General features: G+C 57.6%; 35 protein-coding genes. 11 read left to right on the top strand and 24 right to left on the bottom strand.

What is annotated here, in order from left to right; all coding sequences use genetic code 11:
- Positions 1-59: 59 nt before the first annotated feature.
- The 23 genes from RGV06_RS05380 to RGV06_RS05490 form a co-directional block, all read right to left on the bottom strand.
- The gene (locus RGV06_RS05380; RefSeq protein ID WP_322149539.1) at positions 60-2,081 is read right to left on the bottom strand and encodes a hypothetical protein; all 2,022 of its coding nucleotides are present in this window, start codon (positions 2,079-2,081) and stop codon (positions 60-62) included.
- A complete protein-coding gene (locus tag RGV06_RS05385) occupies positions 2,081-2,611 on the bottom strand; it encodes a hypothetical protein (RefSeq protein WP_322149540.1) in 531 nt (176 codons plus the stop codon). Before RGV06_RS05385 ends, RGV06_RS05380 begins: the two co-directional genes overlap by 1 nt.
- Positions 2,611-3,060 (bottom strand): GNAT family N-acetyltransferase, encoded by a 450-nt coding sequence (locus RGV06_RS05390; RefSeq protein WP_322149541.1) that lies wholly within the window; start codon positions 3,058-3,060, stop codon positions 2,611-2,613. Before RGV06_RS05390 ends, RGV06_RS05385 begins: the two co-directional genes overlap by 1 nt.
- A 9-nt stretch (positions 3,061-3,069) precedes the next feature.
- On the bottom strand, positions 3,070-5,220 hold the full coding sequence (locus tag RGV06_RS05395) for a hypothetical protein (protein WP_322149542.1): 2,151 nt from the start codon (positions 5,218-5,220) through the stop codon (positions 3,070-3,072).
- On the bottom strand, positions 5,220-5,807 hold the full coding sequence (locus tag RGV06_RS05400) for a hypothetical protein (RefSeq protein WP_322149544.1): 588 nt from the start codon (positions 5,805-5,807) through the stop codon (positions 5,220-5,222). Before RGV06_RS05400 ends, RGV06_RS05395 begins: the two co-directional genes overlap by 1 nt.
- A gap of 73 nt (positions 5,808-5,880) precedes the next feature.
- Entirely contained in the window at positions 5,881-6,342 is a 462-nt protein-coding gene (locus RGV06_RS05405; RefSeq protein WP_322149545.1) for a hypothetical protein, read from the bottom strand.
- 44 nt (positions 6,343-6,386) lie between these two features.
- On the bottom strand, positions 6,387-7,253 hold the full coding sequence (locus RGV06_RS05410; protein WP_153379509.1) for a phage capsid protein: 867 nt from the start codon (positions 7,251-7,253) through the stop codon (positions 6,387-6,389).
- Positions 7,254-7,450: 197 nt separating this feature from the next.
- Positions 7,451-8,293 carry a hypothetical protein gene (locus RGV06_RS05415; RefSeq protein WP_322149547.1) on the bottom strand — a complete coding sequence of 281 codons (843 nt, stop codon included), beginning with the start codon at positions 8,291-8,293 and terminating at the stop codon, positions 7,451-7,453.
- 2 nt (positions 8,294-8,295) lie between these two features.
- Positions 8,296-8,541: a hypothetical protein gene (locus tag RGV06_RS05420; protein ID WP_218580725.1), complete on the bottom strand. Its 246-nt coding sequence runs from the start codon at positions 8,539-8,541 to the stop codon at positions 8,296-8,298.
- Complete coding sequence (locus RGV06_RS05425; RefSeq protein WP_322149549.1) at positions 8,538-10,133, bottom strand: portal protein; 1,596 nt, start codon at positions 10,131-10,133, stop codon at positions 8,538-8,540. The genes RGV06_RS05420 and RGV06_RS05425 overlap by 4 nt, the downstream gene beginning before the upstream one ends.
- Positions 10,130-10,333, bottom strand: a complete 204-nt coding sequence (locus RGV06_RS05430; RefSeq protein WP_095018599.1) for a hypothetical protein — start codon at positions 10,331-10,333, stop codon at positions 10,130-10,132. Before RGV06_RS05430 ends, RGV06_RS05425 begins: the two co-directional genes overlap by 4 nt.
- A 4-nt stretch (positions 10,334-10,337) precedes the next feature.
- Positions 10,338-10,745: a hypothetical protein gene (locus tag RGV06_RS05435; RefSeq protein WP_322149550.1), complete on the bottom strand. Its 408-nt coding sequence runs from the start codon at positions 10,743-10,745 to the stop codon at positions 10,338-10,340.
- A gap of 70 nt (positions 10,746-10,815) precedes the next feature.
- Complete coding sequence (locus RGV06_RS05440) at positions 10,816-11,262, bottom strand: lysis system i-spanin subunit Rz (RefSeq protein ID WP_322149551.1); 447 nt, start codon at positions 11,260-11,262, stop codon at positions 10,816-10,818.
- Positions 11,259-11,771, bottom strand: a complete 513-nt coding sequence (locus RGV06_RS05445; protein WP_322149552.1) for a glycoside hydrolase family protein — start codon at positions 11,769-11,771, stop codon at positions 11,259-11,261. The genes RGV06_RS05440 and RGV06_RS05445 overlap by 4 nt, the downstream gene beginning before the upstream one ends.
- A gap of 2 nt (positions 11,772-11,773) precedes the next feature.
- Positions 11,774-11,965, bottom strand: a complete 192-nt coding sequence (locus RGV06_RS05450) for a hypothetical protein (RefSeq protein WP_322149553.1) — start codon at positions 11,963-11,965, stop codon at positions 11,774-11,776.
- Positions 11,966-12,056: 91 nt separating this feature from the next.
- A complete protein-coding gene (locus RGV06_RS05455; protein ID WP_322149555.1) occupies positions 12,057-12,305 on the bottom strand; it encodes a hypothetical protein in 249 nt (82 codons plus the stop codon).
- Between the two features lie 65 nt (positions 12,306-12,370).
- Entirely contained in the window at positions 12,371-12,718 is a 348-nt protein-coding gene (locus tag RGV06_RS05460) for a hypothetical protein (protein ID WP_322149556.1), read from the bottom strand.
- A complete protein-coding gene (locus RGV06_RS05465; protein ID WP_322149558.1) occupies positions 12,699-12,989 on the bottom strand; it encodes a hypothetical protein in 291 nt (96 codons plus the stop codon). Before RGV06_RS05465 ends, RGV06_RS05460 begins: the two co-directional genes overlap by 20 nt.
- Complete coding sequence (locus RGV06_RS05470) at positions 12,986-13,429, bottom strand: RusA family crossover junction endodeoxyribonuclease (protein WP_322149560.1); 444 nt, start codon at positions 13,427-13,429, stop codon at positions 12,986-12,988. Before RGV06_RS05470 ends, RGV06_RS05465 begins: the two co-directional genes overlap by 4 nt.
- Positions 13,422-13,997 carry a hypothetical protein gene (locus RGV06_RS05475; RefSeq protein ID WP_322149562.1) on the bottom strand — a complete coding sequence of 192 codons (576 nt, stop codon included), beginning with the start codon at positions 13,995-13,997 and terminating at the stop codon, positions 13,422-13,424. Before RGV06_RS05475 ends, RGV06_RS05470 begins: the two co-directional genes overlap by 8 nt.
- Positions 13,945-14,919, bottom strand: a complete 975-nt coding sequence (locus RGV06_RS05480; RefSeq protein ID WP_322149563.1) for a DnaT-like ssDNA-binding domain-containing protein — start codon at positions 14,917-14,919, stop codon at positions 13,945-13,947. Before RGV06_RS05480 ends, RGV06_RS05475 begins: the two co-directional genes overlap by 53 nt.
- A gap of 2 nt (positions 14,920-14,921) precedes the next feature.
- Positions 14,922-15,215 (bottom strand): CII family transcriptional regulator, encoded by a 294-nt coding sequence (locus tag RGV06_RS05485; RefSeq protein ID WP_254925887.1) that lies wholly within the window; start codon positions 15,213-15,215, stop codon positions 14,922-14,924.
- Between the two features lie 17 nt (positions 15,216-15,232).
- Positions 15,233-15,472 carry a helix-turn-helix domain-containing protein gene (locus RGV06_RS05490; protein WP_153379646.1) on the bottom strand — a complete coding sequence of 80 codons (240 nt, stop codon included), beginning with the start codon at positions 15,470-15,472 and terminating at the stop codon, positions 15,233-15,235.
- Positions 15,473-15,586: 114 nt separating this feature from the next.
- On the opposite strand from RGV06_RS05490, the gene RGV06_RS05495 reads away from it, so the two are divergent.
- The 10 genes from RGV06_RS05495 to RGV06_RS05540 all read left to right on the top strand — a co-directional run bounded on the left by RGV06_RS05495 (position 15,587) and on the right by RGV06_RS05540 (position 21,989).
- On the top strand, positions 15,587-16,228 hold the full coding sequence (locus RGV06_RS05495) for a helix-turn-helix domain-containing protein (RefSeq protein ID WP_322149567.1): 642 nt from the start codon (positions 15,587-15,589) through the stop codon (positions 16,226-16,228).
- Positions 16,229-16,232: 4 nt separating this feature from the next.
- Complete coding sequence (locus tag RGV06_RS05500; RefSeq protein ID WP_322149569.1) at positions 16,233-16,568, top strand: Rap1a/Tai family immunity protein; 336 nt, start codon at positions 16,233-16,235, stop codon at positions 16,566-16,568.
- 320 nt (positions 16,569-16,888) lie between these two features.
- A complete protein-coding gene (locus RGV06_RS05505; RefSeq protein ID WP_257010819.1) occupies positions 16,889-17,023 on the top strand; it encodes a hypothetical protein in 135 nt (44 codons plus the stop codon).
- Between the two features lie 76 nt (positions 17,024-17,099).
- The gene (locus RGV06_RS05510; RefSeq protein WP_322149570.1) at positions 17,100-17,387 is read left to right on the top strand and encodes a hypothetical protein; all 288 of its coding nucleotides are present in this window, start codon (positions 17,100-17,102) and stop codon (positions 17,385-17,387) included.
- Positions 17,384-17,617: a hypothetical protein gene (locus RGV06_RS05515; protein WP_322149571.1), complete on the top strand. Its 234-nt coding sequence runs from the start codon at positions 17,384-17,386 to the stop codon at positions 17,615-17,617. The genes RGV06_RS05510 and RGV06_RS05515 overlap by 4 nt, the downstream gene beginning before the upstream one ends.
- Positions 17,618-17,908: 291 nt before the next feature.
- Positions 17,909-18,670, top strand: a complete 762-nt coding sequence (locus tag RGV06_RS05520) for a recombinase RecT (RefSeq protein ID WP_094994163.1) — start codon at positions 17,909-17,911, stop codon at positions 18,668-18,670.
- Entirely contained in the window at positions 18,657-20,300 is a 1,644-nt protein-coding gene (locus RGV06_RS05525) for a YqaJ viral recombinase family protein (RefSeq protein WP_322149572.1), read from the top strand. The genes RGV06_RS05520 and RGV06_RS05525 overlap by 14 nt, the downstream gene beginning before the upstream one ends.
- A gap of 2 nt (positions 20,301-20,302) precedes the next feature.
- A complete protein-coding gene (locus tag RGV06_RS05530) occupies positions 20,303-20,503 on the top strand; it encodes a hypothetical protein (RefSeq protein ID WP_095009747.1) in 201 nt (66 codons plus the stop codon).
- A gap of 8 nt (positions 20,504-20,511) precedes the next feature.
- The gene (locus tag RGV06_RS05535; RefSeq protein ID WP_322149573.1) at positions 20,512-21,327 is read left to right on the top strand and encodes a DNA translocase FtsK; all 816 of its coding nucleotides are present in this window, start codon (positions 20,512-20,514) and stop codon (positions 21,325-21,327) included.
- A gap of 62 nt (positions 21,328-21,389) precedes the next feature.
- Positions 21,390-21,989 carry a 3'-5' exonuclease gene (locus RGV06_RS05540; protein ID WP_322149574.1) on the top strand — a complete coding sequence of 200 codons (600 nt, stop codon included), beginning with the start codon at positions 21,390-21,392 and terminating at the stop codon, positions 21,987-21,989.
- Positions 21,990-21,993: 4 nt separating this feature from the next.
- Here the strand turns inward: RGV06_RS05540 and RGV06_RS05545 are convergent, their stop codons facing one another.
- Complete coding sequence (locus tag RGV06_RS05545; RefSeq protein ID WP_322149575.1) at positions 21,994-22,698, bottom strand: hypothetical protein; 705 nt, start codon at positions 22,696-22,698, stop codon at positions 21,994-21,996.
- A 62-nt stretch (positions 22,699-22,760) separates the two neighbouring features.
- On the opposite strand from RGV06_RS05545, the gene RGV06_RS05550 reads away from it, so the two are divergent.
- Entirely contained in the window at positions 22,761-23,066 is a 306-nt protein-coding gene (locus RGV06_RS05550; protein WP_322149576.1) for a hypothetical protein, read from the top strand.
- Positions 23,067-23,126: the final 60 nt, after the last annotated feature.

A 23,126-nucleotide genomic window follows, 5' to 3' on the forward strand; every position in this document is an offset into this window, starting at 1 on the left:
GTCAAGGCGCTGGTCTTGGCTCAGCGCCTCGTTGTCTTCGACCAATCCATCGAACCAGCTCATTTGACTTTCACCACCATGGGTTGATTAGTCGCCGGATCAACCTGCACCCGGCCCGCATTCATCAAGTAATACGAACCTTCCTTGCCCGGTACCGGAGATAGAGGCATGTCCTCCAGTTGGCTGATAGGGAGTTTGCTGTGCATGGATAGGCCTTCAAGCTGCATATCTACAAGCGCGTTGAAAGTCCCTTCCTCCATTTCGTATGGCTTGATCACCTTGGCCCCACCCCTTTCCATGATGCCGCCAGTAGACATTTCTGCAGCCTGATCAGCCAAGTCACGATCCAGCTCCGGAGCGGGCCCATCGTGTTTGATCCCCTTGGGCCCCGACATACCGGCATACAACGACTTGAATGCCAGATAGGCCTGCTCCCGCTGCGGTGTACCAGGTACCAATGCATTGCCCACGGCTTTGTCGAAGGACTCCCGAAACACAGCATCCTTGGGCATGGGCGTTGATTTGTCCGTAAGTACCTTGGCGCCAGACAGCAGGGTCCGGGGAACGTCAGTACCATCAGCCCCCTTAAGCCCACGGAACTGAGCCATACCCGCGAGCATGGTGATGGGCTGGTCAGCAATAAGCGGTTTGATGGCTGCGGCGTACTCCGCGCCCGAAGGGGATGAGCTGGCAATAACACCCAGCACCTGCAATTTAGTGCCGTCATCCGCCTGTTCAAGTAGCGATTTCAGCATGGTCTGCTCTTCGGGCTTCCATGGGTTGCGAGCAACCTCCGGACCGTATGCCTTGCGCACAGAGTTGACTACGTCGAAACGATCAGCGATCTGTTCGCCCAGCTTCTGCTGGCCTTCTTGGGTCATAACTCCAGAAACGTCGAGCGGCTCCACATCGGCACCGGTTCGCATTGCGTTGAAGGTCAGCGGGTTCTCACGCAGCATCTTGGTGTTGTAATCGACAGCAGTTTGCAATCGGGTGACGTTGGCCTGCTGGGCAACGCTGGCACCATTGACCTGCATCTGCTGACGTTTACGGTCGATGTACTGCTGTTGCTCGGGCAGTGGTGCCCGCAGTAATGTCTGAACCTCGTTCATCTCCTGCATACGAGTATTGAATTCGCCTGCGACGGAGGTGCCAGATAACACAGACTTCCAACGCTGCTGGAGCGCTGGTGGTGGTGGCACCCCGGTAGCTGCCTGCTGGTCCATCTGGGTGAGTACCCGCTCGGCTTTCATCTCACGCATTTCTGCCTGGCGCTGCTGGTGTTCCTTCACCTGGAAGATCCGGCCACTGACAGTGTTCAGCAACTGGTTACGCTTCTCCGGATCAAGCTTTTTGGAATAGAAACCGTCCTCGGCCGTGAGGTCATGCTCTACCTTTTGCAGGCTGGCCAAGCTCTCACGCGACTCAATAACGCGCTGGGTGGCATGCGTAGACCAGTTGCCATCCTTAAATTCCTGCTTCTTACTGGTCCACCCCTCACCGAACGCCAAGCGCCCTGCTGTATCAATGTCTTCGGCATCCATCCGCGCGTTGATCTGTTCGACATTTGCCCCGGGCATGGCAGCATCTTTTCCCAGCATATCCATGCGCGATGTCAGATCACTCTGGGCCGACAGGATGCGCCCCTTAGCAGAGGCCGCGCGCACGTTCTCCAGCCCGCCCAGCTGGATGCGCTTCAGTGAGTTGCCAATTGCGCCCTGCTCAGCTTCGTTAAGACCGGGGGTTTGCAGAGGCTCCAGCTGCGCCACAGCGGTGTTGTAGGCCTCCTCTGATTTTTCATAACTCAACTGACCTGTACGCATCTGCTCATCAAGATCAGTAGCAATGGTCTTGATTTGCGACTCCCGGTCGATCACTGCGTTGCTGGCTTTTACTCGAGCAAGGGCCTGATCCTCTTTGGCCCGCTCATCAATGATATTGAGGCCGATATTGACCAGCGTGCTGGCAACTTGCTGCGCACCCCGGTTCTGCAGGCCAGGATCAGGGGTTATGACGCGGTTCTGTACAACATCCTGCTGCACATTGACCTGGCCAAAATTACCAAGGGGGATCTGTGCCATTAGCCGTTCCCCCCAACTCTTGGCGCTGTGCCGTTAACTGATGCCTTCCAGCCCATCATGGCGAGCGATGAACCAGTGTTAAGCACGCTGCCCACGGCCTGAGAGTTTGCCGCCGACTGAGCCTGGCTGCCTGCCAGCTTGTAATTGCTGGAATCAACGTAACCGCGGGCCTTTTGGTTTTGCCCGTTGAAGATGGTCAGCGCAGCGTCTTCCTCGCCGTTGCCGATAATTTCCTCGTTGATGTTGATTGCGGTACCGGCGCCAGTCTCAACACCCGAGGCAGCCAGTGCGGCATTGGCCTCACTGGACTGGTTGCGGGCCAAGCGACGTATGCGGTCAGCTTGCACCGCCGAAGCGCTTGCAGCGGCATCAGCGTCTTTCTGAGCCTGTTCTGACTGCGCGTCAGCGTTGAGACCTGCCTGCTTGGCCGTCTGATTGCCCGAGTAAACCGAGTACGCGGTGCCCGCAACAGCTGCCGCAGCAGCAATGTACCCACCATATGCAGCCATAAATGCAGCGCCAGCGGCCATTAGATAAGCTCCTTTTGAAAGAGGGGCGCGAACAACTCAAGCCCCAATGATTGGTACAGCCGGGATGTGCCCTCGACGTTTACGCCGGTTCCTATACCCATTTGCATATGCTTGGCGCCCTTGATCCGGGCCCAGGATTCGAAAGCACGGATCAAGCGAATAGCCGTGACACCATGACGCTTGGTGGGCTCGATGAACAGGGAGTAGTCATAAGCCACCAGGTCATCGTTGAACCACTGATCAACCACCGCCCCTGCCATGCCGCCGACCACAAGGCCTTCGACCTCAGCCACAAACACCACGCCGTTCGGCCCATTAATCAGCTCATGCAGGAAGTTGCCCGATTTGGCCGCGTTGAAAGCCATCGTTGAATAGCTGCTGGTGGCATGCAGCAACGTGCCCAGCTCAATAAGGCGGGGAACATCGGAGTGTTTGGCAGGCCTGATCATGGTGTCCCCTCAGTCGTTGAATGTTGCTTTTTTGATGATGCACAGCAGATGGAACGGCAACGGTTGGTCCTGGGAGATTTCTAAAGTGGCTTGGCCACGATCCCACCCGAGGTTCTCCATGCGGTGAACCCCTGTGAACAAAGCTGGTGGTTTGTCGAGCACCTGAGCCCCGAGGTTGCGGAACGCCACGGTTTGGCCATTGATCTTGCAACCGATGGTTTCGAGGAATCGCAGCGACACCTCGCCGATGCGCATGCTGTTGCCCTGCACGCTGCCGGTATTGCCGGAAACCTCAGGGGTTAGCGTTTTGATCCGAGTCTTGAAGTTGAGACCGATCGAAGTGGTGAGTGCGTTACGGGGAATGGTGACTTGGCCACCGGTGACCAGCTGCTGTTGCATGACAACGCCGTCAGCAACGATATCCACCATCTTGCCTTCCAGGTGTGAGAGCCCGCCCCATACGGCCTGACCCTCAGCGCTCACAGCATTCACGCCTGAGTCGACGCGAACATTCGCGGTGAAGCGCTCGATGTAGCGCACGTTCTGACCATTCACGTTACGGCGCACCACCACCCATACCTGATCACCATCGGCAGTAGGGATGGATGCCGCAGACTCAAAAGCCCCGTCAGTGATCTGGCGGGCCCAACCAACAACGTCCTGGTCACGATCCACGGTCATGGTGGCCATCACGCCATCGGCACGCACCATGTAGAGAATTGATTCAGGCTCCTGTTGATACGCCATGTCGATGATGCCGGACTTGGTGGCGTGCTCAGACAGCACGGACATGTCAGGCGAACCAAAGGTGTCGGAATCGTACTTATAGGCCATGGCCCGTAGCCTGCGGTTGGAGCGCTGGATGAAATACAGCTCGTTGCCAATTCGCACAGGGCGTACACGGTTGCAGCCATACACGGAGGGGTTTTTCGCACGGATGTTGGTCGGGGTGATTGCCTTCTCTACCCCGCCACTGACCGTGAACTCACCGCCGTAGGTCAATGGAATCAGGGCGTTGATCTGGCCTATGTGCAAAATCGGGTTGATCTGGTCAGACGACAAGTTGTAGGAAATAGCGTCATCGTCTTTGGTCCCCAACTCGAAGTTCAGGTACTCCCCGGTGCGCGACTCCCATATGGTTTGGGGGAAATTCGGCGATCCGCCCAAGGCAAGGCGTTGCTCGTACAGAGTGCCTGCACCTGGGTAACCGTCCACATCGTTCCAGACCGAAGCCTCAAGCGACCAGGCATTGGCAGGTGACGCAACAACGGACGTGGGAGCTGATCGGATGATGCCCGACACCACTGTGGGACTGGTGTAAGCACTGACCTCGAGCAGGCCACCGTTGATCTTCACGAACTTACCAATGTCGTTGGCACGCCAGCCGGCAAGCCCCAGTGTCATCGTGACCGTCCCACCCACAGGGGTGAAAGCGCTCAAGGTATTGGTAGTTTGCGGAGATCCTTTCAAAGACCAGGTGGGGCGTGTGGTTGCACTGAATGCGTTGAGCACTTCAACGGTGGCCACTGTCGGACTGGTGATTGCCGTAATACGAGCGATGCCACCACCAGCCCAGATTTCACGGCCAACATCAGCAGCCAGAAAGGCAGCCTCTGAGGCTGTTGCTGTGCGACCGAGACCAACAGCCGGATCGCTGAGGGTGATCAGGGTTAGAAAGTCGATGCCCTTCTCGTCAAAGGGTTTGGTTACGAACGGTGCAGGGGCAAGGGTCCATTCAGCATTGGTGATGCGGCGTAGCCTCTGCACAGGCACGGCATTGTTGAAAATGAACATAGTGTCAGCACCCTGCACGTAATCCATGCGCTCAAGCATGTCATGGCTATAAGGGCTGACTAGCTCGATACCGCTGTAGCTGCCATCGGCAAAGAAGATCCTCACGTAAAAATCACCAAACTCAACCATGTACGCCTGCGAGGCGTTGAAGACGTAAGGGATCAGTCGGCACTTCTTGTCAGGAAACTTGGCGGGGGCGCACATCAACGTGCCGTCACGACGAACACAGCCGCCATGAATGACCGGCCAAGCGTTCTCAATGATTTCGGCGCCGTTCTGGTACCGGGCAAGATCGACCCGGCCCAGCATGCGCGGGGAGACTTCACCGGCAGTGAAATTGGTTTGGATCAGTGTCAGACGAGGCATTACCAGCCACCTCCGAAACGAGCCCGCAGCAGTCGCTCATCACCAAGGGTTTGTGGCGGATCCTCTTGACCGTCAACGGCGCGCGCACGCTTGAGTGTCATTTCAAGCTTTTGCTCGAAGGACTGCTGCAAGGCGGAGGACTGGGTCACCGGATATGCCAATGCCGCAGCCATGCCCAGCGTCACCAGCTTAACCAGGTGCGCATCCCATGTGTTTTCAACCTCGTTGCGGAACACGTAACGCAGCTCGAGCACGGTGGTGTCCGCCTGGATCGTGTGGCCTTCAACCAGGTAATCAATCTGGGAACCGTTGGTACCCACCTCGAGCACGCGCATGAAGTCAGCAGGCAACTCAAAGGAATGCGTGTATCCAAACACAGGGGCTACCGCATCAGGGGCCAGAACGGCCCGTTTGATAGCGCAGTTCCATGGGTGAGAGCGCAGCATGTCGTCGCGCACTGTTGGATACAGGTTGGCGCAAAGCTTGGCCCGGTCCAGGTTCAACTGGTCTGCAAAGTCGTTAATGGTCTGCGCACCCAACATCAGCAGCGCGTTGGAGCAGATTGATACACCGGTGGCCATGCTCATCCTCAAAACCTCCAGATAAAAAGACCGGGGCACGCGGCCCCGGTAAGTTATTGCCATCCATGGCCGCCGCGAATCAGTTCTGTCCGGCGTACTGCGCAACCAACGTGATTACTTGGCCTGCCTGCAACGCTGCACCTGCAACAGTGGAGAGCAGCTCACTTTGGTCAGTGGCCAGGCCTTGCTGGGCCACGGCCACTTCAAACAACCCACCGTTGGCAAACTGAGCCTCAGCCACAGCGTTACCAGCAGCAGCAACAGACGTGGCAGCGAGGTAGCGAGCCTGCGAAACCGAATCGCCCAAGTTGATGGTTGAGGACGCAGCGCCAGCCCCGAAGTACAACTTGGTGCCAGGCATCAGGCGAGCACCGAACGGGATAAAGCCCCAGGAGATTTTGTCGCCAATGGCAACGCCACCAGCAGGAACGGTGTAGGTGCTGACCAAAATCTGAATGTCAGCGCCTTGCAGATTTGGCTTAACCAACTGCTGTGGGAGCGCCGCACGGGCTGCGGCTACGAATGCGTTTACGGTTGCCATGGTGTGGCTCCTAAATCTGGACTGAGAGGAAAAGCCAAAGCCGCTTAAGCGGCCTCGGTTACAGCGATTTCAACCACCTTCTCTTCCTCAGTCCGTACAGCACCGATGGACTGCTTGGCATAGATCCGGACGTTGAAGCCCTTGCCTGGATCCTCGCCGACCTTGGTGGTGATATCGGCGCCCTTGCCCAGCGTTACGCCAGACTTGGCCCAGGCGTACAGGCGTCGAGTAGCGCCGTCGTAAGGGGTGCGTTCAGATGGAATCCAGGTGAAACCCATCCACTTGCCTTCCACATCGCCTTCCTGCAGGAACTTGCCGGCCATGTAGTCAGCGCTGGTCAAGGTGGCGTCCGCGAGAATGTCGGCAGCCGCAGCAGCCGTGTAGGTGATGAACAGCTCTTCACCGTTGTGGTTGTCCGCTTCGTTACGGCGGAACAATTTGCGGGCCTGAATGATCTTGGCCTTGGTCAAGCCAGTGCCGCCCACAACGATTTTCTGGGCAACTGGCAAGATGACGTTGCCGGTGGTCGAGCGCGAGTTGCCGCCCATTGAGGCGATGATCACGTCGTCTTTCGCACGATTGAGCGCTGCAACCATTGCCTTGACGTAGTCCGATGTTGGGTCAACCAACATACGAATCTTGTCCTGGTCGTCGATCATGTCGCCGTCATCCCAGTCGAACAGATCCACAAAGCGCGTGCTGTGTGGCTGATCATTGATCGGGGTGTCTGCGTGTCGCTGGGTGCGGCGCTGTGCAGTGCGTTGACCCAGGCGGTTCACAGACTTGGACATGCCGACAATGTTCGGCTCGATGGAAACCCGCGTTTCAAAGCGCGAGGTCATTTGCTGCGCCAGATGGCGGAAGTTGTCCGCAAACTGCTGAACAAAGGCTTCGGTGATTTGTTGGGACATAAGATGCACTCCAATGCAGATAAGGGATTGCCTGCCGGGTATCCGCATCGCGGGCCGGTATTCCTGGCGTGCATCGGCTTTGCTGCGCCTCGGGGCTTTCTGGGTATCTGCGTGCCATCGCAGGCCAGCCCATTACTGGGATGCCTGCGATGTTTGTGCATGGAGGGTGTCGGTTTCCCGACTATTTGCGGGGGGAGTCAGAAGCGGGTTTTAGGCTGGTTGTATTTCTGGTTGTACATTCCGTCGAGCTGAGCCTGGATGCCTTTGCGCTTCGGGTCGTGGGCCGGTAGGTCCTGCAGCTGTTGGCGCAACTCAGCTGTCTTGACTGCGAAATCTGCCTCGCTGACCTGGGCACCACCATTGATGGCACGGTCTTCCTTGAGCTCTTTGCCGATGTTGGCAGTGAACGCAATGAAGTCCGGGTCGTTGCCATACTTGGTCATCAGGGCGTTGAAGTTGCCTGGCGCATCGCCCTGGCTGGCGAATGCCTCGGCCGCGCGGTAGGACGCGGAAACATTGGCGCGGATCGACTGGTCATCGCCCCAGACGGCTTTGAGGGCTGCGGTGCAATCCTGCTGGGTCAATACTGCCGCGCCACCAATCAGGCCCGGGGCCGCTTTCAAGTACTCGCCAATCACATACTCAACCTGGTCATTGTTCAGGCCTTTGGCATGTGCGCCCTTCAAAAACGATTGGGTGCTCTCGTCGGCCTTGAACTCATCCCAGTTGAAGCCCTCCACTTCAATCTTGGGGGCGTACTCCTCGTGAGTCTTTGGCGGTGCATCACCCGAACCCATGCGGGTTTCAAGGTGTTTGTAGGCCTCGGCAACCTTGCGCGACGATGCTTCCAGATCAAGGCTGCCATCCTCTTTGTTGGTCCGGTACTTCTCGGGAATGAAGTCGGTGCCGGTGTTGCCGGTGGAAAGCACAGAGCCTGGTGCAGGCTCAGCTGCTGGGGCTGCCAGGGTGGATGGGTCTCCACCCTCCCCAGCTTCAGCCATGTAAAAGTGGCCCAGTCGGCCATGAATAAACCAGTTCATCGTTAACCCTCTTGGTCGTTGGCGTCTTCTTGAACGCCGTTGGCACGGTTGATACGGAGTACAACGTGATCCAGGACCTCACGGGCCCCGGCCTGCTTGTAAGTGGTGAGGACGGCATCGATGCCGCCGACGGTGCAGGCGTTCTTGGCAAAGCGCTGGATCAGCAGCTCAAGCACAATCCGGCCTTCGTTGTGATCTTCGAAAACGCGTTTGAACATGTCGTCGACTTGTTCCGGGGTCATGCTCATGCTGCGGCTCCCTGTTGTTTGAGTGCGGCCTCACCGGCCTGCTGCTGCATCACTTGTTGCTGTGCCTGCTCCTGCTGCGCCTGCAGGGCTTGGGCTCGATCCTCACGAATCTTGTCCCGGTCGGCCTTGCTCCGGATGACAGCGGACGGAACGCCCAAGGCTTCACCCTTGAAGCGCTGCGCCTCGTCCATATCGATGTTGTCCATAACGGTGGGATCGACCGCGACAAGCGCTGCAGCACCGGCAACGAACTGGTCAATGGCGGTTACCTCCTCGAGCTTCTGAGACCTGGCCAGCGGCGACAGATAGCGCACGGTGAAGTTGCGTCCCGCCAGTGACTCGGGCGCCGCGCCGAGAATCCCCGCGCGGTAAGCCAGGCCGAAACAACGCTCGATCATGGGTTGCAGGTATTCGGTCTGCAGGCGGCCATACACCGGACCGAGCAGCTGACGAATTAAGTTCACACGGACGTGCACCTCGGTGGCTGTCATCGCCGGACCGTCCTGTGCCTGGAGCTGATCGGCCATCAGGATCTTGCGGATAGAGCCCTGCAGGCGTGCGATCTTGGTCTCGGCATATTGGAAGTTCGACCCGCTCTGCAGCGGCTTCATGCTGTCCACAGAGTTGGCCACAATGATCTTGCGCGGCCCGACCTTGACCGTGCGTGGGTTCAGCACGCCATCGTCTTCGGCAATCCACATGCCCGCGATGGCCAGATCACCCGCCGCCAAGTCCATGCGGCAAAGCTCGTTGAGGGTGCGTGAATCCGGCAGCGCATCGAACACCGGGCCTACGGCGTAAACGCTGTCAGGGATCATCATCCAGCGCGGAACAACCACCGGCATTTCGTGGTAGCCCGACTCGCTCACCAGCTTCTTGGCTTCTACCTCGACCTTGCAGGACGCAATGGGCATGTTCTTGGCCAGCCTGGCCCCGACCATATGCGTGGTACGCGGATAGATCGCATGGACGAAGCGCACCATTTCCTGAGGCTTGTCCTTGGCCAGCTTGCGGGTGTTCTCGCTGAGGTTATGCTCCCCGAACTCATTGACCGCCTGCTCAGCCGTGAGCTTGTACTCTCGATAAACCGTATCGATCTTGCCGCCAGCCTTGGATGCCGAGCAGTACACGCTCGCAATTGGCCACAGGTCGAAGGTGAAACCACCCTTTTCCATGTCCTGGTCGATGTACAGGGCAAACCAACCGGCGCACACAACGTCAATCAGCCCCTCAAAGGCGGCAGCATCGAAGTTGGATGCGTGGATGTTCTGCCAGAGAATGTCGGCGGAGTCGTCCAGCCAGCGACGCTCGTCTTCGCTCTCCTGCCCGACGTCCATGCCGAACCACAGGGAGTTGGCCGGGGTCAGGCCCGACATGATCCCGGACGACAGGATCCGCGCCGCGTCTGTGGTGGTGCCATCGATCATCCTGGCCTTGCGCATCTGCGCCTCCATGGCCGTGATCTGTTCAGTACAAAACCCGCTCCCACGAATGGGGTAGCTGTGGTCGAAGCAATCGCGCCAGACCGACTCATGCGGCGAGCGGAGAGACTTCAAGGTGCTCAGCGTTTTGGCGATCTGGTCGGCTGTCATGATCCGAGGGTTCTCTTACCTTGCTCAAGGACGCTGCCACCGGCGCCAGCGGACGACAGCAAGCTGCTCTCGGCCTTGCGCTTCTTGCGGGTGGCGGTTTCTTCGTTGGCCTTCTGCGCAGCCGTATCAGCGGCTTTTTGGGCCTCAACTGCTGGATCAGGCACATCAACCACTTTCGGCTTGCTTGGCTTGCTTCCCATGGCCTTAACCCTTAACTGTTGGCTCAGGGCACAACCAGCCTTCACTGGTCATGACTGGCTGTTTGAGGGTGGTGGCGTCGATGGCGCCGGTGCTGGTGACGGGACGGGCCTGAGCTGCGGCCTCGTTGAGATGCTGCGGATCAAGTACCAGGGGCTCGCCACCCTCGGTCAGGCGCAAGGCTTCGGCCTCGGCCTGGGCTTTGGCACCATCACCAGCGGCCATGAAGTCGCTGAACCAATCGGCATCGCCTTCGGATGGTGTTAGCCAGACCTTCCAGCGCCCGCCACCGTTGTGCTTGGCGGTGTACGTAGGTGCGGATGGGGTTTGAGTAATGGCGCCGGTGCTGGTGACGGGCGCAATGGTTGAGAGCGGTTCACCCGGCATCTGCGGGGTAAGGTCTGGTGCTGACATGCTGGAGGCCTCGGTGATGGTTGTGATCAACGAAGGCCAGCATCTGAGAGGTGAGCTGTCGGTTTCCCGACTATCGCGAGGCGCTGCGCGTGCAGCTGGTGATGATGAACTGCTGCAGCCCTGTCACCTGGGCAGTCACTTTGCTGTTGGCGGCAACGAGGTCGGCATAATCCTGTCGAGCATCAGCTGCAAGTTGGGGGGTGGCTGCATCAGTGCTGCCGGTGGCGTTGGGATTGGCGGGCACACAGGCGGCGCGGACGTACACGACGCGAGCGCCAGAGTTGAGGTCAGCAACAAGCTGAGGTTTCGAATCTTCGGCATTGCGGATTGCCTCCTGATACTGGCGGTCGATTGAATCGCGGACGGTGATGGCCTGCTCGTATGCCTTGGCTTCGCCTTCCAGCACGCCTACACGGCTCGTTGCAGTGGTGAGGCTGGTGCTGGCATGGTCGAGACGCCACAACGCCAGCAGCAGACCAATGACGAGCGCGACACAGATACCTGCAAGAGTCTTCATTGGGCTGCCTTGCACTTGGCGTTGCGCTCGAGCTGCCGAGACCAAACGCCCCAGCACTGCTTGTTGCCCGGCGTGGAGCAGTCGAAACCAGCGGCATAGCGATACTTGAGCAGATCGGTGCATGCCCGGGCGTACTCACCTGCGATCAGATCCCGGCGCATCGATGACGAGCGCCAGTTGCCAATGCCGTACTGCCCGGTGAAGTCCATGTACAGGTCGAACTCCACCTGGTGCAGCTTCACGCCCGGGAGCGATGCTGCAAATTGCTTCTCGGTTTGGCTGTTCAGATTGCGAGCCAGTAGCTCGGCGTGCGGACGGGTAATGGTGTCGCCCATCTTCACGGGCTTGCCATCCTCGTAGCGTGTCGAGCCGTGGCCTATGGTGGGCACGTCGCCTTTGGTGGGGATGACGGCAGTATCCGTGAAACCTTCGCTGGCCTTCCAAGCGCCAAAACCGGCAAGGCTCACGGTCAATAGCCCGACGGCTATGCGCTGTCGTAGCTGGCTCATGCTCAAGGCCTCAGCCAGTCACGGAACTGCGACCAGTACCGCGGAATCAGCAGCCCAATCTGCAGCAACAGGTACAGCACCGTCAGCGCGGTGATCCATTCCGCTGGCGTCATACCGAACAGCATGGCGCCTGAAACAATGACCGGAGGGGTGGCCTTCATGGCCTCAAGGGTTACGTCTTGGGTTGCCGTCAATTTGATATCTCCCTGCACAAAGAAAAGCCCAGCGCGGTGGCTGGGCTGCGATGAAGGCAAGGATCATCGGGGCGGGGTGTCGGAATCCTGACTATTTCGGCTCCCGTTTTAGATACCTGAGCAGGAGTTCATCGGAAACTTCCACCTCCTCAGCAATGAAAACGCTGGACTCAGACCAGCCATCGAGCACATGCCTGGTGTAAAGAACGTTTGCTGACGGCCTCGAATAAGGCGTCCCAAAAGGCTCAACACTTGCTTGCGGCAGCTCAAAGCTATCCTCTTCGTAATCCGGAAAACGGTCTCCATCGTGAGGACCGCCGATAAGCAAAACATCATCCATTTGAAGCCCATCCATTCGTCAAAGGAAAACGGACTATACGACAGCGTTTCCACGCCCAAAAGCCCTCAGGCCTTGGAGTGGTAAGCCCACCAGTCACCTGCGGCGACCATGGGCAGTTTGTCGCGGCTTTCGCCTGATATCTGGCACCAGAGCAGTACCAGGCGTTCGCCTTCGCTGTAGCGGGGCTCGGCGCCCTGCTTCCAGCCAATGAGCGTTGTGCGGGCCACATCGATGGCATCGGCGGCACTCTGGATCGAGTGCCCACCGCGCAACACCTCCGTGATCACCCGAAACCAGTCGATGCGCTTTGGTCCTGAGCGGACAGGCGCAGGCGTGTGCAGAACATGCTGCGCGATCGATACGCGAGCTGGCTCTGCAAACAGGGGTATCTGCTCAAGCACGGGGGGCTTCATCACAAGCACCAAACGCGCGCGCACGCGAGGCAGACAAGGTATGAACCTCCACCCCAAGCCCCCTGCCCATCACGTAAGTCATTTCGGATATAACCCGTTTGAAATCCATAACCGGATCGTTTGACTCATCAAAGTGGAAGGGATGCACAGCGCGGCGGTACCCAAGCAAAGCCTCTGGCTCTCCCGGCAGTTCAAGGCTTGCGTCAACGCAGAGCAGCACCCAGCCGTCGGCGAGCTTGTGTGTGGTCCAGATCAGGGTTGGCAGGCTCATGATGATTTCCCCACAAGCGGCACAACACGCACTGACACGCCCGGTGTTTCGCTGAAACGCTTGCTGAGTGAGACGTTGACCACTTGCACGTCATCCTTGAAAACGATGCCGTTGATACCGTCACAGATGGCCTTGAGCACGTTGTCAGCGTCTGGTTTCTTGGTGGGCATCACATCACCCGCCAGGGCTTCTGCCGTTTTCTTCTTCGACCAGGACGCAGCGACGGAAACCAAAATTTTCATTTCGACCAGTACGGGGCCCCCAATCAGCTCGCGCCCTGCCATGGCCTGCTGTGCTGCCATAGCGATCAAGGTTTCGTAGTTGGCAGTTTTCGGTGGCGTGAACATGCGAGCGTGACCACCGATGGTGCTGACACGCGGCCTGCCCTTCCCCACGGCTTCACCTGGTACAACGAACGAAACGGGTTTCAGGTCAGACATGCGTGTCTCTCCGGATATTGAGCTTGGCCAGCAGCATTGCCCTGGCGGATTGGCCGTTTGATGGGATGCCCTGGGCGATGACCAGCGCTTCGGCTTCCTTGCGGGAGTGCTCGAGCTGGATCTGTTCGCGTGGCCGGCTGCTGTCGTGGCCAATGCCGTGGGCAATACGCCCTTCCAGTGGCTGGCCGGTCTGTGCACGGCGCATGACGATGGCGTAGTTACGTTCAAAGCGTTGTTTGAGCGCCTTGTCGTTGTTCTTGCCTGAGTGCAGGTCGAACGTGCTCGTGGCTTCAGCCGCGATCTTCACGGCATTGTGGCTGTACTTGCCTGAACGGGCTTCGTCCCATGCTTGCGCTTCGGATGGCAGTCCAGGTACTTGCAGGCACATGGCGCGAAAAACGTTTGCCGGAGGTGGCCAGCTGAACTCATCCGCCTTGTCCACCAGTGCATTCAAACCGTTAGCGATCTGCTTACCAGTGATGCCCTTGAGCACCGTGGCCCACGAATGACTCAGATCAGCAGATACGCCGAAATTCGACGTCCAGCGGTGGCCGTACATCTCGCTCATCTTGATCCAAAGGTTGTCCATCAACGCCTGCGACAGCTTCTCTGGCTTGTCGCTCTGCAATGGCTGCTCGCACTTGGTCTGGAACTGGCAATGAGCCTTTTCGAGCATTGCGTTGGCCTGACTTGGCACCCTGGCCTTGACGGTTTTGGGCAGCGTTTTCGGGTCGAGCGTTTCCATTGGCGGTGCTCCCGCTGGCTTTGGCGAATTGGATTTGGGTGTTCAGGTAGGCGACCAGCTGGTATTCCCACTGGGCCTGGGACTGCTCTTTCTCTGGCCTGACGAACCAGTACGAGCAGAACGCGTCGAGCAGCTCGGGGGTGGCCGCGCTGACAGGGATCTGGTTTTTGAAGGCAATGGCTTTGAAGGTTTTGGGGTCTGGCTCCCAGCCTTCGAGCGGCATCGGGAAGTAAGTCCCGCGCTCTAATAATTTAATAGGATTAACGGATATCGGAGGTAGGTTGTTGATCAGGGGTTCGCCTGATTCTGATCCGGTTGTTGATCCTTGGTCGGGGTCGACAAAAGCACCGGGTTCATTGATGTTTTCCGGTATGTCTTCTGGTTGTTGATGTGGTTGCTGATCGGGTTGTTCATCGGTTGCTGATGATTTGGACGAACCATCCCAATCCGCATTTGGCAGCTGGTAAACAAGGGGTCCAACAGGGGTTATTGCACCTAGGGTGATCAGGCGATCAACCAGCGATCTGACCTTTTGCCTGGTAGGGGATCCAGACTCATGACGGCCACGCGTGGGGGCAATATACAGCTCTTCGCGGAACATTTGTTCGCTCAGTCGCCGCTTCTGTCCAGACACGCCTGTCCTGTAATCCATAAACCGGCGAATGGCGCAGTACAGCTTGAACACGTCCGCTGGCTCATCAGCCAGGGCGCCCCACTCTGCGTCATTGATCTGGAAGGAAGGCACAGTCAGTCCTCCTCGAGCTGATCAACGTGCTGGACGTGTTCCATCCAGCGCTTGGCCTGGTGAAAGATCGCTTCAATATCCCGCTGGTTGAAGCAACGCATCTCACCGGGAACGATCTTCAAATCAAGCACGGCCAGAATTTGAGCGAACTGCTCGAACTTCTCCGGCTTCATACGGCTGATCGTCGCCTCGTCGCAACCGACTGCAAGCGCGACAGGGCCGTTACCGATCGATGCAAGGCGCTGCATGAGAACGGAGTAGTTCTTGCGAGCCCTTACGGTCTGCTCTTGGTTCAATGGGCTCGTCGACATAATCAAGCCGCTACTTCGGCGGAACCCTTGAAGCGCTCCGGGTACAAGATGTGAATTTCGGTTATTTCGTGATCGAAAACCCGGCACAAGTTTTCGGCCAAGGATGTTGATGCGCGTTGAGCGCCCCGCTCAATCCTGGAAAGGTTTCCGGTATCGACTGTCTCGCCGACCTGGGCAAGCCGCGCCGAAACCTCGGCGAGTGTCCAGCGGCGCAAGGTGCGCGCTTGTTTTAAGGGAGTCATGGCAAGGCCCTGAGTTGATTTCAGGGAACATTCTGCGCAGCGCGCAGATTTAACGCAAGCCAAATCTGCGCTGGACGCTTTGCGTGTAACGCAGTAAGTCTCGAGAATTGCTGAATGGATATCGGACAAAGCATTAGAAAAGCGCGTAAAGCCAAGGGCTTGACGCTAGAAGCTCTCGCCAACCAGGTCGACACCGACACGGGCAACCTGTCACGCCTTGAGCGTGGCTTGCAGGGTGCGAGTCAGGAGTTACTGAAAAAGATCATGGCTGCTCTCGATATGACTATCGGGCATAGCCAGCCGCTCGATGATGGGCATTCAAATGTGCAGGTGGCTTTACAGCCAAACAGAGCACCTAAGGAGTACCCGCTGATTAGCTGGGTTATTGCTGGATCGTGGGCAGAATCCCCCGAGAATTTTCAGCCAGGTGACGCAGACGAGTGGATTTCCTCAACCGAAAATGCCGGTGATCATGGTTTTTGGCTTGATGTGAAAGGTGACTCGATGACCTGTTTTGGAAACCCAAGCTTTCCAGAGGGGTCCAGAATCTTAATCAGGCCAGAATCAGACTTAGTCAGTGGCAAGTATTATGTCGTACGGCTGCTGGATAGCGGCGAACAGACCTTCAAGCAATACGTTGAGGACGCTGGACATAAGTATCTTCGCCCGCTAAATCCGAGTTATAGAACCATAGAAATCAACGGAAACTGCCATTTTATTGGGCGCGTTGTTGACGCCAAAATGACCGGACTTTGAAGGCATGAAAGGTTTTTTATCATTGGCCATGGCGACCATTGCCGCATGCCCGGCCGTGTCGTTCGCACTATCTGGTAATACCCTGTATCCATCGGGAGTTCAGTTCGAAAAGGAAAACCCAAACTTCGAATCTGCTATCAGCTATGCGTTCATAGGGTACGTTTCAGGGGTTATCGACTCTCTAGACAATACTGCGTTCTGTCTGCCGATAACTGTCACCTATCCGCAGGCGGGATCTATCGTGATGAAGTACCTAAGAAACAACCCCGAGCAGCGCGATAGGATGGCTTCAAAGCTTGTTGTAGAAGCATTGAAAAAACCATTCCCATGCTCTGAATAGAACCTCCTCCCTCTAAGAGAGCCCGCCATTGCGCGGGTTTTTTTTCGTCCACAAAAAATAATCTGCGCTTGACGCAGAAAACAATCTGCGCATAATGCAATCCATGTTCTGCGTTGTACGCAGATATTGCCGAAGGTCACCGCTCTTTAAAAACCAATCGCTACACAGCATCGGCCGGGAAAGGCTTTGACGCATCGAGGGTGGGCGACTCCCACGTTGATGCGCCGTATAGACCTCGGTAAGTCGGTGCGCAATACGGAAATTTTCACCAGATGCACCTGGGTAACCGGGTGCATTGGGAAACCTACCGGAGAAGTGCAATGAACCACTACCAAGCAATCAGCAAGTTTTCTGGCCGCGTGTACGCCTCGGGCTCTACGGCGGCAGAAGTGAACGGGGCGTGCAAGGCGATGGGCGTACCTCGCTCGGAATACACGCTCAAGGGCAGCAAATGAATAACGGAGCTTTTCGCTTCTGCCACTGGATCGGTGGCAGTGGGAAAACAACCAAACCGCCACTTTGGAGGCGACCATGACTTATGAAGTGATTGTTGAAGGGTTCGTCCTCCAGGTGGAGGTTACGAACTGCGAGAACACCCCGCCCAACCCAGGTAGCTGGGCCAGTGACTGGGATTTTCAAGGCAGCCGCGAACTTGAGTTCGTTGTTGTCTCGGGCATCACCTATGACGATGACGGCGTGCCTATGGATGTACCTGGTTACGAGTGCTACCAGGTTGGCCAGCTGTACGAAAAGCAGATCGAGGCCGAGATTTGGCGCCAGATCGACAGCCACACGCAGCGGCAACGGTGGGCAGCATGAGCCGTTATCACAGCATCGCAGTTGGGATGATCGACTCTCGAATTGATCAGCTGGCTGCAGGCAGCACGTCGGCACAACTGCACGCGGAAGTGGGTATGGCCATTGAAATGGCTCACTCACTGGGTGCGATCGATATCAGTGAGTACTCCCACTACGTCGCTCGGCAGAACCGGATTATTGAGGGCCAGCATCAAGACCTGCTGGCCAAGCTGGAGGGGCTCAGCGCATGACCATCCTCTGCCGAACTTCTGCCCAACTTGTACAAGCCCTGCATCGACAGGGCTTTTTTCTGGTCAGCGTATTGCCCCGCCCGCTTCGCATTGAAGTTCGGCGCGGCATGTTGATTGCGAGGTTGTTATGACCAATCGCCAACGCCAGCGCCGCTATCTCCTGTGGCGCGGCTCATTCCCTGCCCTCGCCGTCTTCACAGTCCTGATGCTGCTCAGCGCTTTCGCTGATCGGATCACTCAATAACCCTCCCCCCCTTTCAATGCTGCGCACGTCGCGGCAAGGAAACTCTTGTGTCCGAATTAGCCATCAAGCCCACGTTCAGCCTGGCACCGCAAAACCTCGACGAGGCATTGAAGTTCGCCGACTACCTCGCGAACTCCGACATTGTCCCGAAGGACTTTCAGAAAAAGCCCGCCAACATCCTGGTGGCCGTGCAATGGGGTATGGAACTGGGCTTGCAGCCCATGCAGGCCATGCAAAGCATCGCGGTCATCAACGGGCGCCCATCGCTCTGGGGTGACGCGGTAATCGCTCTGGTCCGCAGCTCGCCGCTGTGTGAGTACGTGTACGAGACCGACGACGGCGAGACGGCTTCCTGCCGGGTGAAGCGTGTCGGAGAGGACGAGCAGACCCGCACGTTCAGCATGAACGATGCCCAGCAGGCCGGCCTCAAGGGCAAGCAAGGCCCCTGGGCGCAGTACCCGAAACGAATGCGCCAGATGCGCGCCCGGTCCTTTGCCCTGCGAGACGTGTTCCCCGACGTGCTGCGCGGCATGCCGATGGCCGAGGAAGTCCAGGACATCCCAACCGAGCGCGAGCTCAACCAGACCCACGCCCGTAAAGCCGAAGAGCCGAAGGTGCTGCCGGCCTACCCCGACAGCAAGCTGGAGGAAAACGCGGAGAAATGGCGCGGGATGATCGCGCAGAACCGCACAAGCCCCGAACACCTGCTGGCGAACCTCACCAGTAAATACGTCGTTACCCCTGAGCAAGAAGAGCGCATCCGCGCCCTTACCCCTATCGAAGGAGAAGCCACCGATGAAAGTGCATAACGTTCAGCAAGGCACGCCCGAGTGGCATGCCCTTCGTTCCAGCTATTTCACCGCTTCGGAGGCGCCCGCGATGATGGGCGCTTCGAAGTTCCAGACCCGCAACGATCTGCTGACCATGAAGAAAACCGGCATTGTTCCGGACGTCACCCCGCAGCAACAGGCCGCGTTTGACCGTGGCCACACCACTGAGGAAATGGCGCGCCCCCTGGTCGAGGAAATGATCGGCGAGGAGCTTTACCCCATCGTCGGTACCAGCGGCAACCTGCTGGCCTCCATGGACGGCGCCACGATGCTGGGTGACGTACTGTTTGAGCACAAGCTGTGGAACGAGAAGGTCGTCACGCAGATCCGCGCCGGCGAGCTGGATCCCCACTACTACTGGCAGTTGGAACAGCAGCTGCTGGTGAGTGGCGCCGAACGCGTGATTTTCGTCTGTTCGGACGGCACCAAAGACAGGTTCGCGCACCTGGAATACAGCCCGGTTGCCGGTCGTCGTGAGCAACTGGTCGCTGGCTGGGCCCAGTTCGAACAGGACCTTGGCGAATTTGTGGTCAAGGAAGCCAAGGTCGAGGCGATTGGCGCTGCCCCCGATCAACTGCCGGCGCTGCGAATCGACGTAACCGGCATGGTCACCGCCAGCAACTTGGACGCGTTCAAGTCCCACGCCCTGGCTGTAATTGGCGATATCAACACCGATCTGTCGACCGACAAGGACTTCGCCGATGCGGACGCCACTGTGAAGTGGTGCGGCGAGGTTGAAGACAAGTTGAAGGCAGCCAAAGAGCACGCCCTGAGCCAAACCGAGAGCATCGACGTGCTGTTCAAGGCCATCGACGACATCACAGCAGAGACTCGACGCAAGCGCCTCGAGCTGGAAAAGCTGATCAAAGCGCGCAAGGACATAATCCGTAGCGATATGGTCATGGATGCAGCGAAGGCCTTGCAGGCGCACATCGACCAGATCAACGAGACGCTGAACAGCCGGATCCGGATGCCGAGAGTGCCGGCGGATTTCGCAGGCGCCATCAAGGGCAAACGCACCATCGACAGCCTTAAGGAAGCCGCCGACGCCGAGCTGACCCGCGCCAAGATCGAGGCCAGCCGCATTGCTGACCTGATTCGAGCGAACCTGAAAAGCCTGAACGAACTGGCCATCAAACACGGCTTCCTGTTTCACGATGCGCAGGAACTGGTGCTCAAGACCAACGATGACCTGGTAGCGCTGATCAAGGTCCGGATCAACGAGCACGAACTGCAGCAGGCGGAGCTCAAGCGCCAGGAAGAGGAAAAGGCGCAGCAGCTCGCAGCCCAACAGCGACAGAAGGCCGCTGAACCGGTTGTTGAACAGCCAGTGAAAGCCCCGCAAGAGCCGGAGCTGGTCGCCGCCACTCCGATCAAGACGACTGCAGCAGCTCAGCAGCCCGTCGATGATGGTCAGCGCATCAAGCTTGGCGATATCAGCACTCGCCTGGGCTTCACATTGTCCGCCGAGTTCCTGCGCTCTTTGGGGTTCGAAGCGGTGGAGCGCAAGCAAGGCGCCCAGCTGTACCGCGCCAGTGACTTCCCACGCATCTGCGTCGCCCTGGTCCACCACATCCAGGCAGTACAGGCCAATCAGGTCGCAGCCTGATCATGGCTGTCCAATCCATCCTCGACATCTACGACAGTGTTGAGGAGTTCACCGGCATCCTGGTCTCCGCCGAGCTTCACGCCAGCGGGACCTGGGAGTTGGAGTTCGTCGAAAGCATGCGCGCCAGCTTCAAGCGTTACGGCGCCCATACCAACCTGAGCCCGGCTCAACAATCGAAGCTTGAGCGCATCGCCAAGCACTGAGGATCCTTATGAAAATTGAACACATGGAAGTCATCGAGCGCGCCAAGATGCACGGCGTAATGCCTTCGGTGCTGGCTCATGAGCTGCTGGTGCGCGACCTGGTCAAAGCTGCAATGTTCGAATGGCAGAACATCGCGGCACCGTTCAGCAAGCTGAACGAAGGCCAGCGCCAGGAAGTCACCGACCGTGTCACCGAGAAAGTCACTACAGCGGTTTACACGGCTGTCGGCATCATTTCTTCGCGTAGCGTCGACACCATCCCGCTGACGGTGGCAGACGCCAAGTTCAAGGCCAAGAGCATCACGGTCACCGCGACCATTGATGCTCAAGATCCGAATCGTCATGGACTCATCGATGTTGCCGGCAAGCTGTGTTTGCTGGTCTTGGCTCCAAACGATTACGCCGAAGGCCTAGACAGCCTCCAGGTTGAGCGTGATCAGCGCGAAATGCCGCTGCACGTCAGCGACCTGACCGGCAGCCTGTTCGAACACAGGGCGACAGGATCGGGCGAACCGGACGGTGGACACCCACTTGGCAGCGCCACTGAACTGGCCGAGCGCACCGATGGTGCTAGCGGCGCCGACCTGGACAAAGAGTTCGGTGAGTTCACCTACGACGATGCCAAGCAGTTGATCGTGCTCAAGTCCAACAACAAGCCGTTCAAGGGTCACTGGGTGCAAAGCCGACTGGCCATCGATAGCGACAAGACCGCCACCCTGCTGCTGCGGCTGCTCGATGACAAAGTGGTCGAGATCGAAACCGAGGGTGAATCGGCGTTTGACCACAGCTTCAAGGTCATCGCCGCGCTGGAAGACGTCGTCTGACTCTCCCGCCACAACACCAGGCGCCAACACGGCGCCTTCTTTTTGCCTATAGGAAATGCCCCATGAACCTGATCACCCCTTACGACACTGAAACCACCGGTCTGCCGCTGTTCCGCGATCCAAGCGACGATCCACGTCAGCCGCACCTGGTGGACATTTGCATTCTTGCCTTCAACGCCGACGGGACTCTGGTCGATTCCTTCGAAGCGATGATCCGTCCGGATGGCTGGGTGATCCCTGCCGAAGTGACGGCGATCCACGGCATCACCAACGAAATGGCGATGGACCTGGGTATCCCTGAGTCGGAAGCGCTGGATGGTTTCATGGCCATTCATGACCGTGCGGGCCAGCGGGTTGCCCATAACATCAGCTTTGACGACCGGATAATGCGCATTGCTCTGTCGCGGTACCGGGGCAAGGAAGCGGCCGACGCATTCAAAACCACCCCGGGTTACTGCACCTGCCAGAACAGCAAGAACCTGGTGCAGTGCCCGCCGACCGCCAAGATGATCGCCGCGGGCTTAGGTCGACAGTTCAAGGTTCCGACCGTTGCCGAGGCGCTGCGCCACTTCACTGGCGAAGAGTTGGTCGGTGGCCACCGTGCGCGGCCTGATGCTGAGGCTTGCGCTCGTGTTTATTGGGCAATGAACTCTTCTGTCTAGCCATTTAGTCATGAGCGGGCGGCATACGCCGCTCTATTTGAACATATGGATTTTCGGACTTAATAAGATACGTAAAACTTTCATTAATTCTTTTTCCATCTAAACGAATATATTCGATCAAACAGTCGCCAGAAAAATCCTCATCGGGACAAATAAACTCGAACCTAATCTGCCTAGTCTTATCCCCTCCCCCGAGCCTTCCAAACTCCTCGATACATACTTCACCAATCGGCGGATTAAAACTTACTTTCAACGATCTAGCTTCAGGACCAGAATTCAAAAAAGACACATACGTTATTATCTTTACCCCAGGCCCATTACTACCATGCTTAATCCCTGACTCAGCTGAAATATTCGGAGATAGTGAGCGTTCTACCTCGAGCTCTTGAAGCCTCAATACTGCACGCTGAGACTCAATCTGCTGTATAGCAGCCTGAGCCATGATGGTTTGCTGCTCAACTGAGTTCTTCAGCTCTTTCGCCTGTAGCTGCAAGGCTTCAGAGCTTAATTTAAGTTCGCGACCTTGCTGGAGAAAACCCAATACCAACCATAAAAACGCTATCGGGCCGAATGCACCGGCCAAAAAATCACCGAGTTCATTAAGGCTTAGAACTACAAAATTTGAAAACTTAAATGCTACGGTTGAAGCAATAACTAGCAGATATATTGCTGTACCCACCACCCCCCAAAACTCTAACTTCTTATGCATAGCTAAACTCCATCTACTGCCGAAACGGCATCTGGCCATTATTTCATAGTAAGAGGTTTTAAATGAACCCAATCGCACAGCGGGCGCTTGATCGTGCCCGCGAAACGTCTGCATCAAAGCTTCTCCCGCCGATCCAATCCAACGAACCGCTACCTGACCTGGTCATCACTGGCCCCATCAACCGCGTCATGGAGTTGGAAGCAAAGCGCTGGGCCCTCGACTTCGTGCAGGACCTGGGCGCATCAATCCGACGCGAGCCCGTGCGGACCAAGGCCATCGCAGACCTGACCCGGTACGCCGTTGCCCAGCCACCCAGCGTGGCGAGCGGCGTGAAGATTGTCATTGATCTGTTGAAGGAGGCCGTGTGATCGCCCTCCGCCGAACAGTTCGGATACGCGGCGCTCCCATGGGCCAACTGGATCTGCAAA

The sequence above is a fragment of the Pseudomonas sp. CCI3.1 genome (assembly GCF_034313985.1).
Classification (GTDB): Bacteria; Pseudomonadota; Gammaproteobacteria; order Pseudomonadales; family Pseudomonadaceae; genus Aquipseudomonas; species Aquipseudomonas psychrophila.

Coding starts and splice junctions, on each gene's coding strand:
- RGV06_RS05405 (WP_322149545.1), bottom strand. CDS start 6,342: ATGGCAACCGTAAACGCATTCGTAGCCGCAGCCCGTGCGGCGCTCCCA.
- RGV06_RS05435 (WP_322149550.1), bottom strand. CDS start 10,745: ATGTCAGCACCAGACCTTACCCCGCAGATGCCGGGTGAACCGCTCTCA.
- RGV06_RS05500 (WP_322149569.1), top strand. CDS start 16,233: ATGAAAGGTTTTTTATCATTGGCCATGGCGACCATTGCCGCATGCCCG.
- RGV06_RS05410 (WP_153379509.1), bottom strand. CDS start 7,253: ATGTCCCAACAAATCACCGAAGCCTTTGTTCAGCAGTTTGCGGACAAC.
- RGV06_RS05550 (WP_322149576.1), top strand. CDS start 22,761: ATGAACCCAATCGCACAGCGGGCGCTTGATCGTGCCCGCGAAACGTCT.
- RGV06_RS05445 (WP_322149552.1), bottom strand. CDS start 11,771: ATGAGCCAGCTACGACAGCGCATAGCCGTCGGGCTATTGACCGTGAGC.
- RGV06_RS05385 (WP_322149540.1), bottom strand. CDS start 2,611: ATGGCCGCTGGCGCTGCATTTATGGCTGCATATGGTGGGTACATTGCT.
- RGV06_RS05540 (WP_322149574.1), top strand. CDS start 21,390: ATGAACCTGATCACCCCTTACGACACTGAAACCACCGGTCTGCCGCTG.
- RGV06_RS05525 (WP_322149572.1), top strand. CDS start 18,657: ATGAAAGTGCATAACGTTCAGCAAGGCACGCCCGAGTGGCATGCCCTT.
- RGV06_RS05470 (WP_322149560.1), bottom strand. CDS start 13,429: ATGTCTGACCTGAAACCCGTTTCGTTCGTTGTACCAGGTGAAGCCGTG.
- RGV06_RS05420 (WP_218580725.1), bottom strand. CDS start 8,541: ATGAGCATGACCCCGGAACAAGTCGACGACATGTTCAAACGCGTTTTC.
- RGV06_RS05455 (WP_322149555.1), bottom strand. CDS start 12,305: ATGGATGATGTTTTGCTTATCGGCGGTCCTCACGATGGAGACCGTTTT.
- RGV06_RS05530 (WP_095009747.1), top strand. CDS start 20,303: ATGGCTGTCCAATCCATCCTCGACATCTACGACAGTGTTGAGGAGTTC.
- RGV06_RS05475 (WP_322149562.1), bottom strand. CDS start 13,997: ATGAGCGAGATGTACGGCCACCGCTGGACGTCGAATTTCGGCGTATCT.
- RGV06_RS05415 (WP_322149547.1), bottom strand. CDS start 8,293: ATGAACTGGTTTATTCATGGCCGACTGGGCCACTTTTACATGGCTGAA.
- RGV06_RS05380 (WP_322149539.1), bottom strand. CDS start 2,081: ATGGCACAGATCCCCCTTGGTAATTTTGGCCAGGTCAATGTGCAGCAG.
- RGV06_RS05490 (WP_153379646.1), bottom strand. CDS start 15,472: ATGACTCCCTTAAAACAAGCGCGCACCTTGCGCCGCTGGACACTCGCC.
- RGV06_RS05505 (WP_257010819.1), top strand. CDS start 16,889: ATGAACCACTACCAAGCAATCAGCAAGTTTTCTGGCCGCGTGTACGCC.
- RGV06_RS05465 (WP_322149558.1), bottom strand. CDS start 12,989: ATGAGCCTGCCAACCCTGATCTGGACCACACACAAGCTCGCCGACGGC.
- RGV06_RS05515 (WP_322149571.1), top strand. CDS start 17,384: ATGAGCCGTTATCACAGCATCGCAGTTGGGATGATCGACTCTCGAATT.
- RGV06_RS05440 (WP_322149551.1), bottom strand. CDS start 11,262: ATGAAGACTCTTGCAGGTATCTGTGTCGCGCTCGTCATTGGTCTGCTG.
- RGV06_RS05495 (WP_322149567.1), top strand. CDS start 15,587: ATGGATATCGGACAAAGCATTAGAAAAGCGCGTAAAGCCAAGGGCTTG.
- RGV06_RS05390 (WP_322149541.1), bottom strand. CDS start 3,060: ATGATCAGGCCTGCCAAACACTCCGATGTTCCCCGCCTTATTGAGCTG.
- RGV06_RS05460 (WP_322149556.1), bottom strand. CDS start 12,718: ATGAAGCCCCCCGTGCTTGAGCAGATACCCCTGTTTGCAGAGCCAGCT.
- RGV06_RS05430 (WP_095018599.1), bottom strand. CDS start 10,333: ATGGGAAGCAAGCCAAGCAAGCCGAAAGTGGTTGATGTGCCTGATCCA.
- RGV06_RS05425 (WP_322149549.1), bottom strand. CDS start 10,133: ATGACAGCCGACCAGATCGCCAAAACGCTGAGCACCTTGAAGTCTCTC.
- RGV06_RS05535 (WP_322149573.1), top strand. CDS start 20,512: ATGAAAATTGAACACATGGAAGTCATCGAGCGCGCCAAGATGCACGGC.
- RGV06_RS05395 (WP_322149542.1), bottom strand. CDS start 5,220: ATGCCTCGTCTGACACTGATCCAAACCAATTTCACTGCCGGTGAAGTC.
- RGV06_RS05400 (WP_322149544.1), bottom strand. CDS start 5,807: ATGAGCATGGCCACCGGTGTATCAATCTGCTCCAACGCGCTGCTGATG.
- RGV06_RS05545 (WP_322149575.1), bottom strand. CDS start 22,698: ATGCATAAGAAGTTAGAGTTTTGGGGGGTGGTGGGTACAGCAATATAT.
- RGV06_RS05510 (WP_322149570.1), top strand. CDS start 17,100: ATGACTTATGAAGTGATTGTTGAAGGGTTCGTCCTCCAGGTGGAGGTT.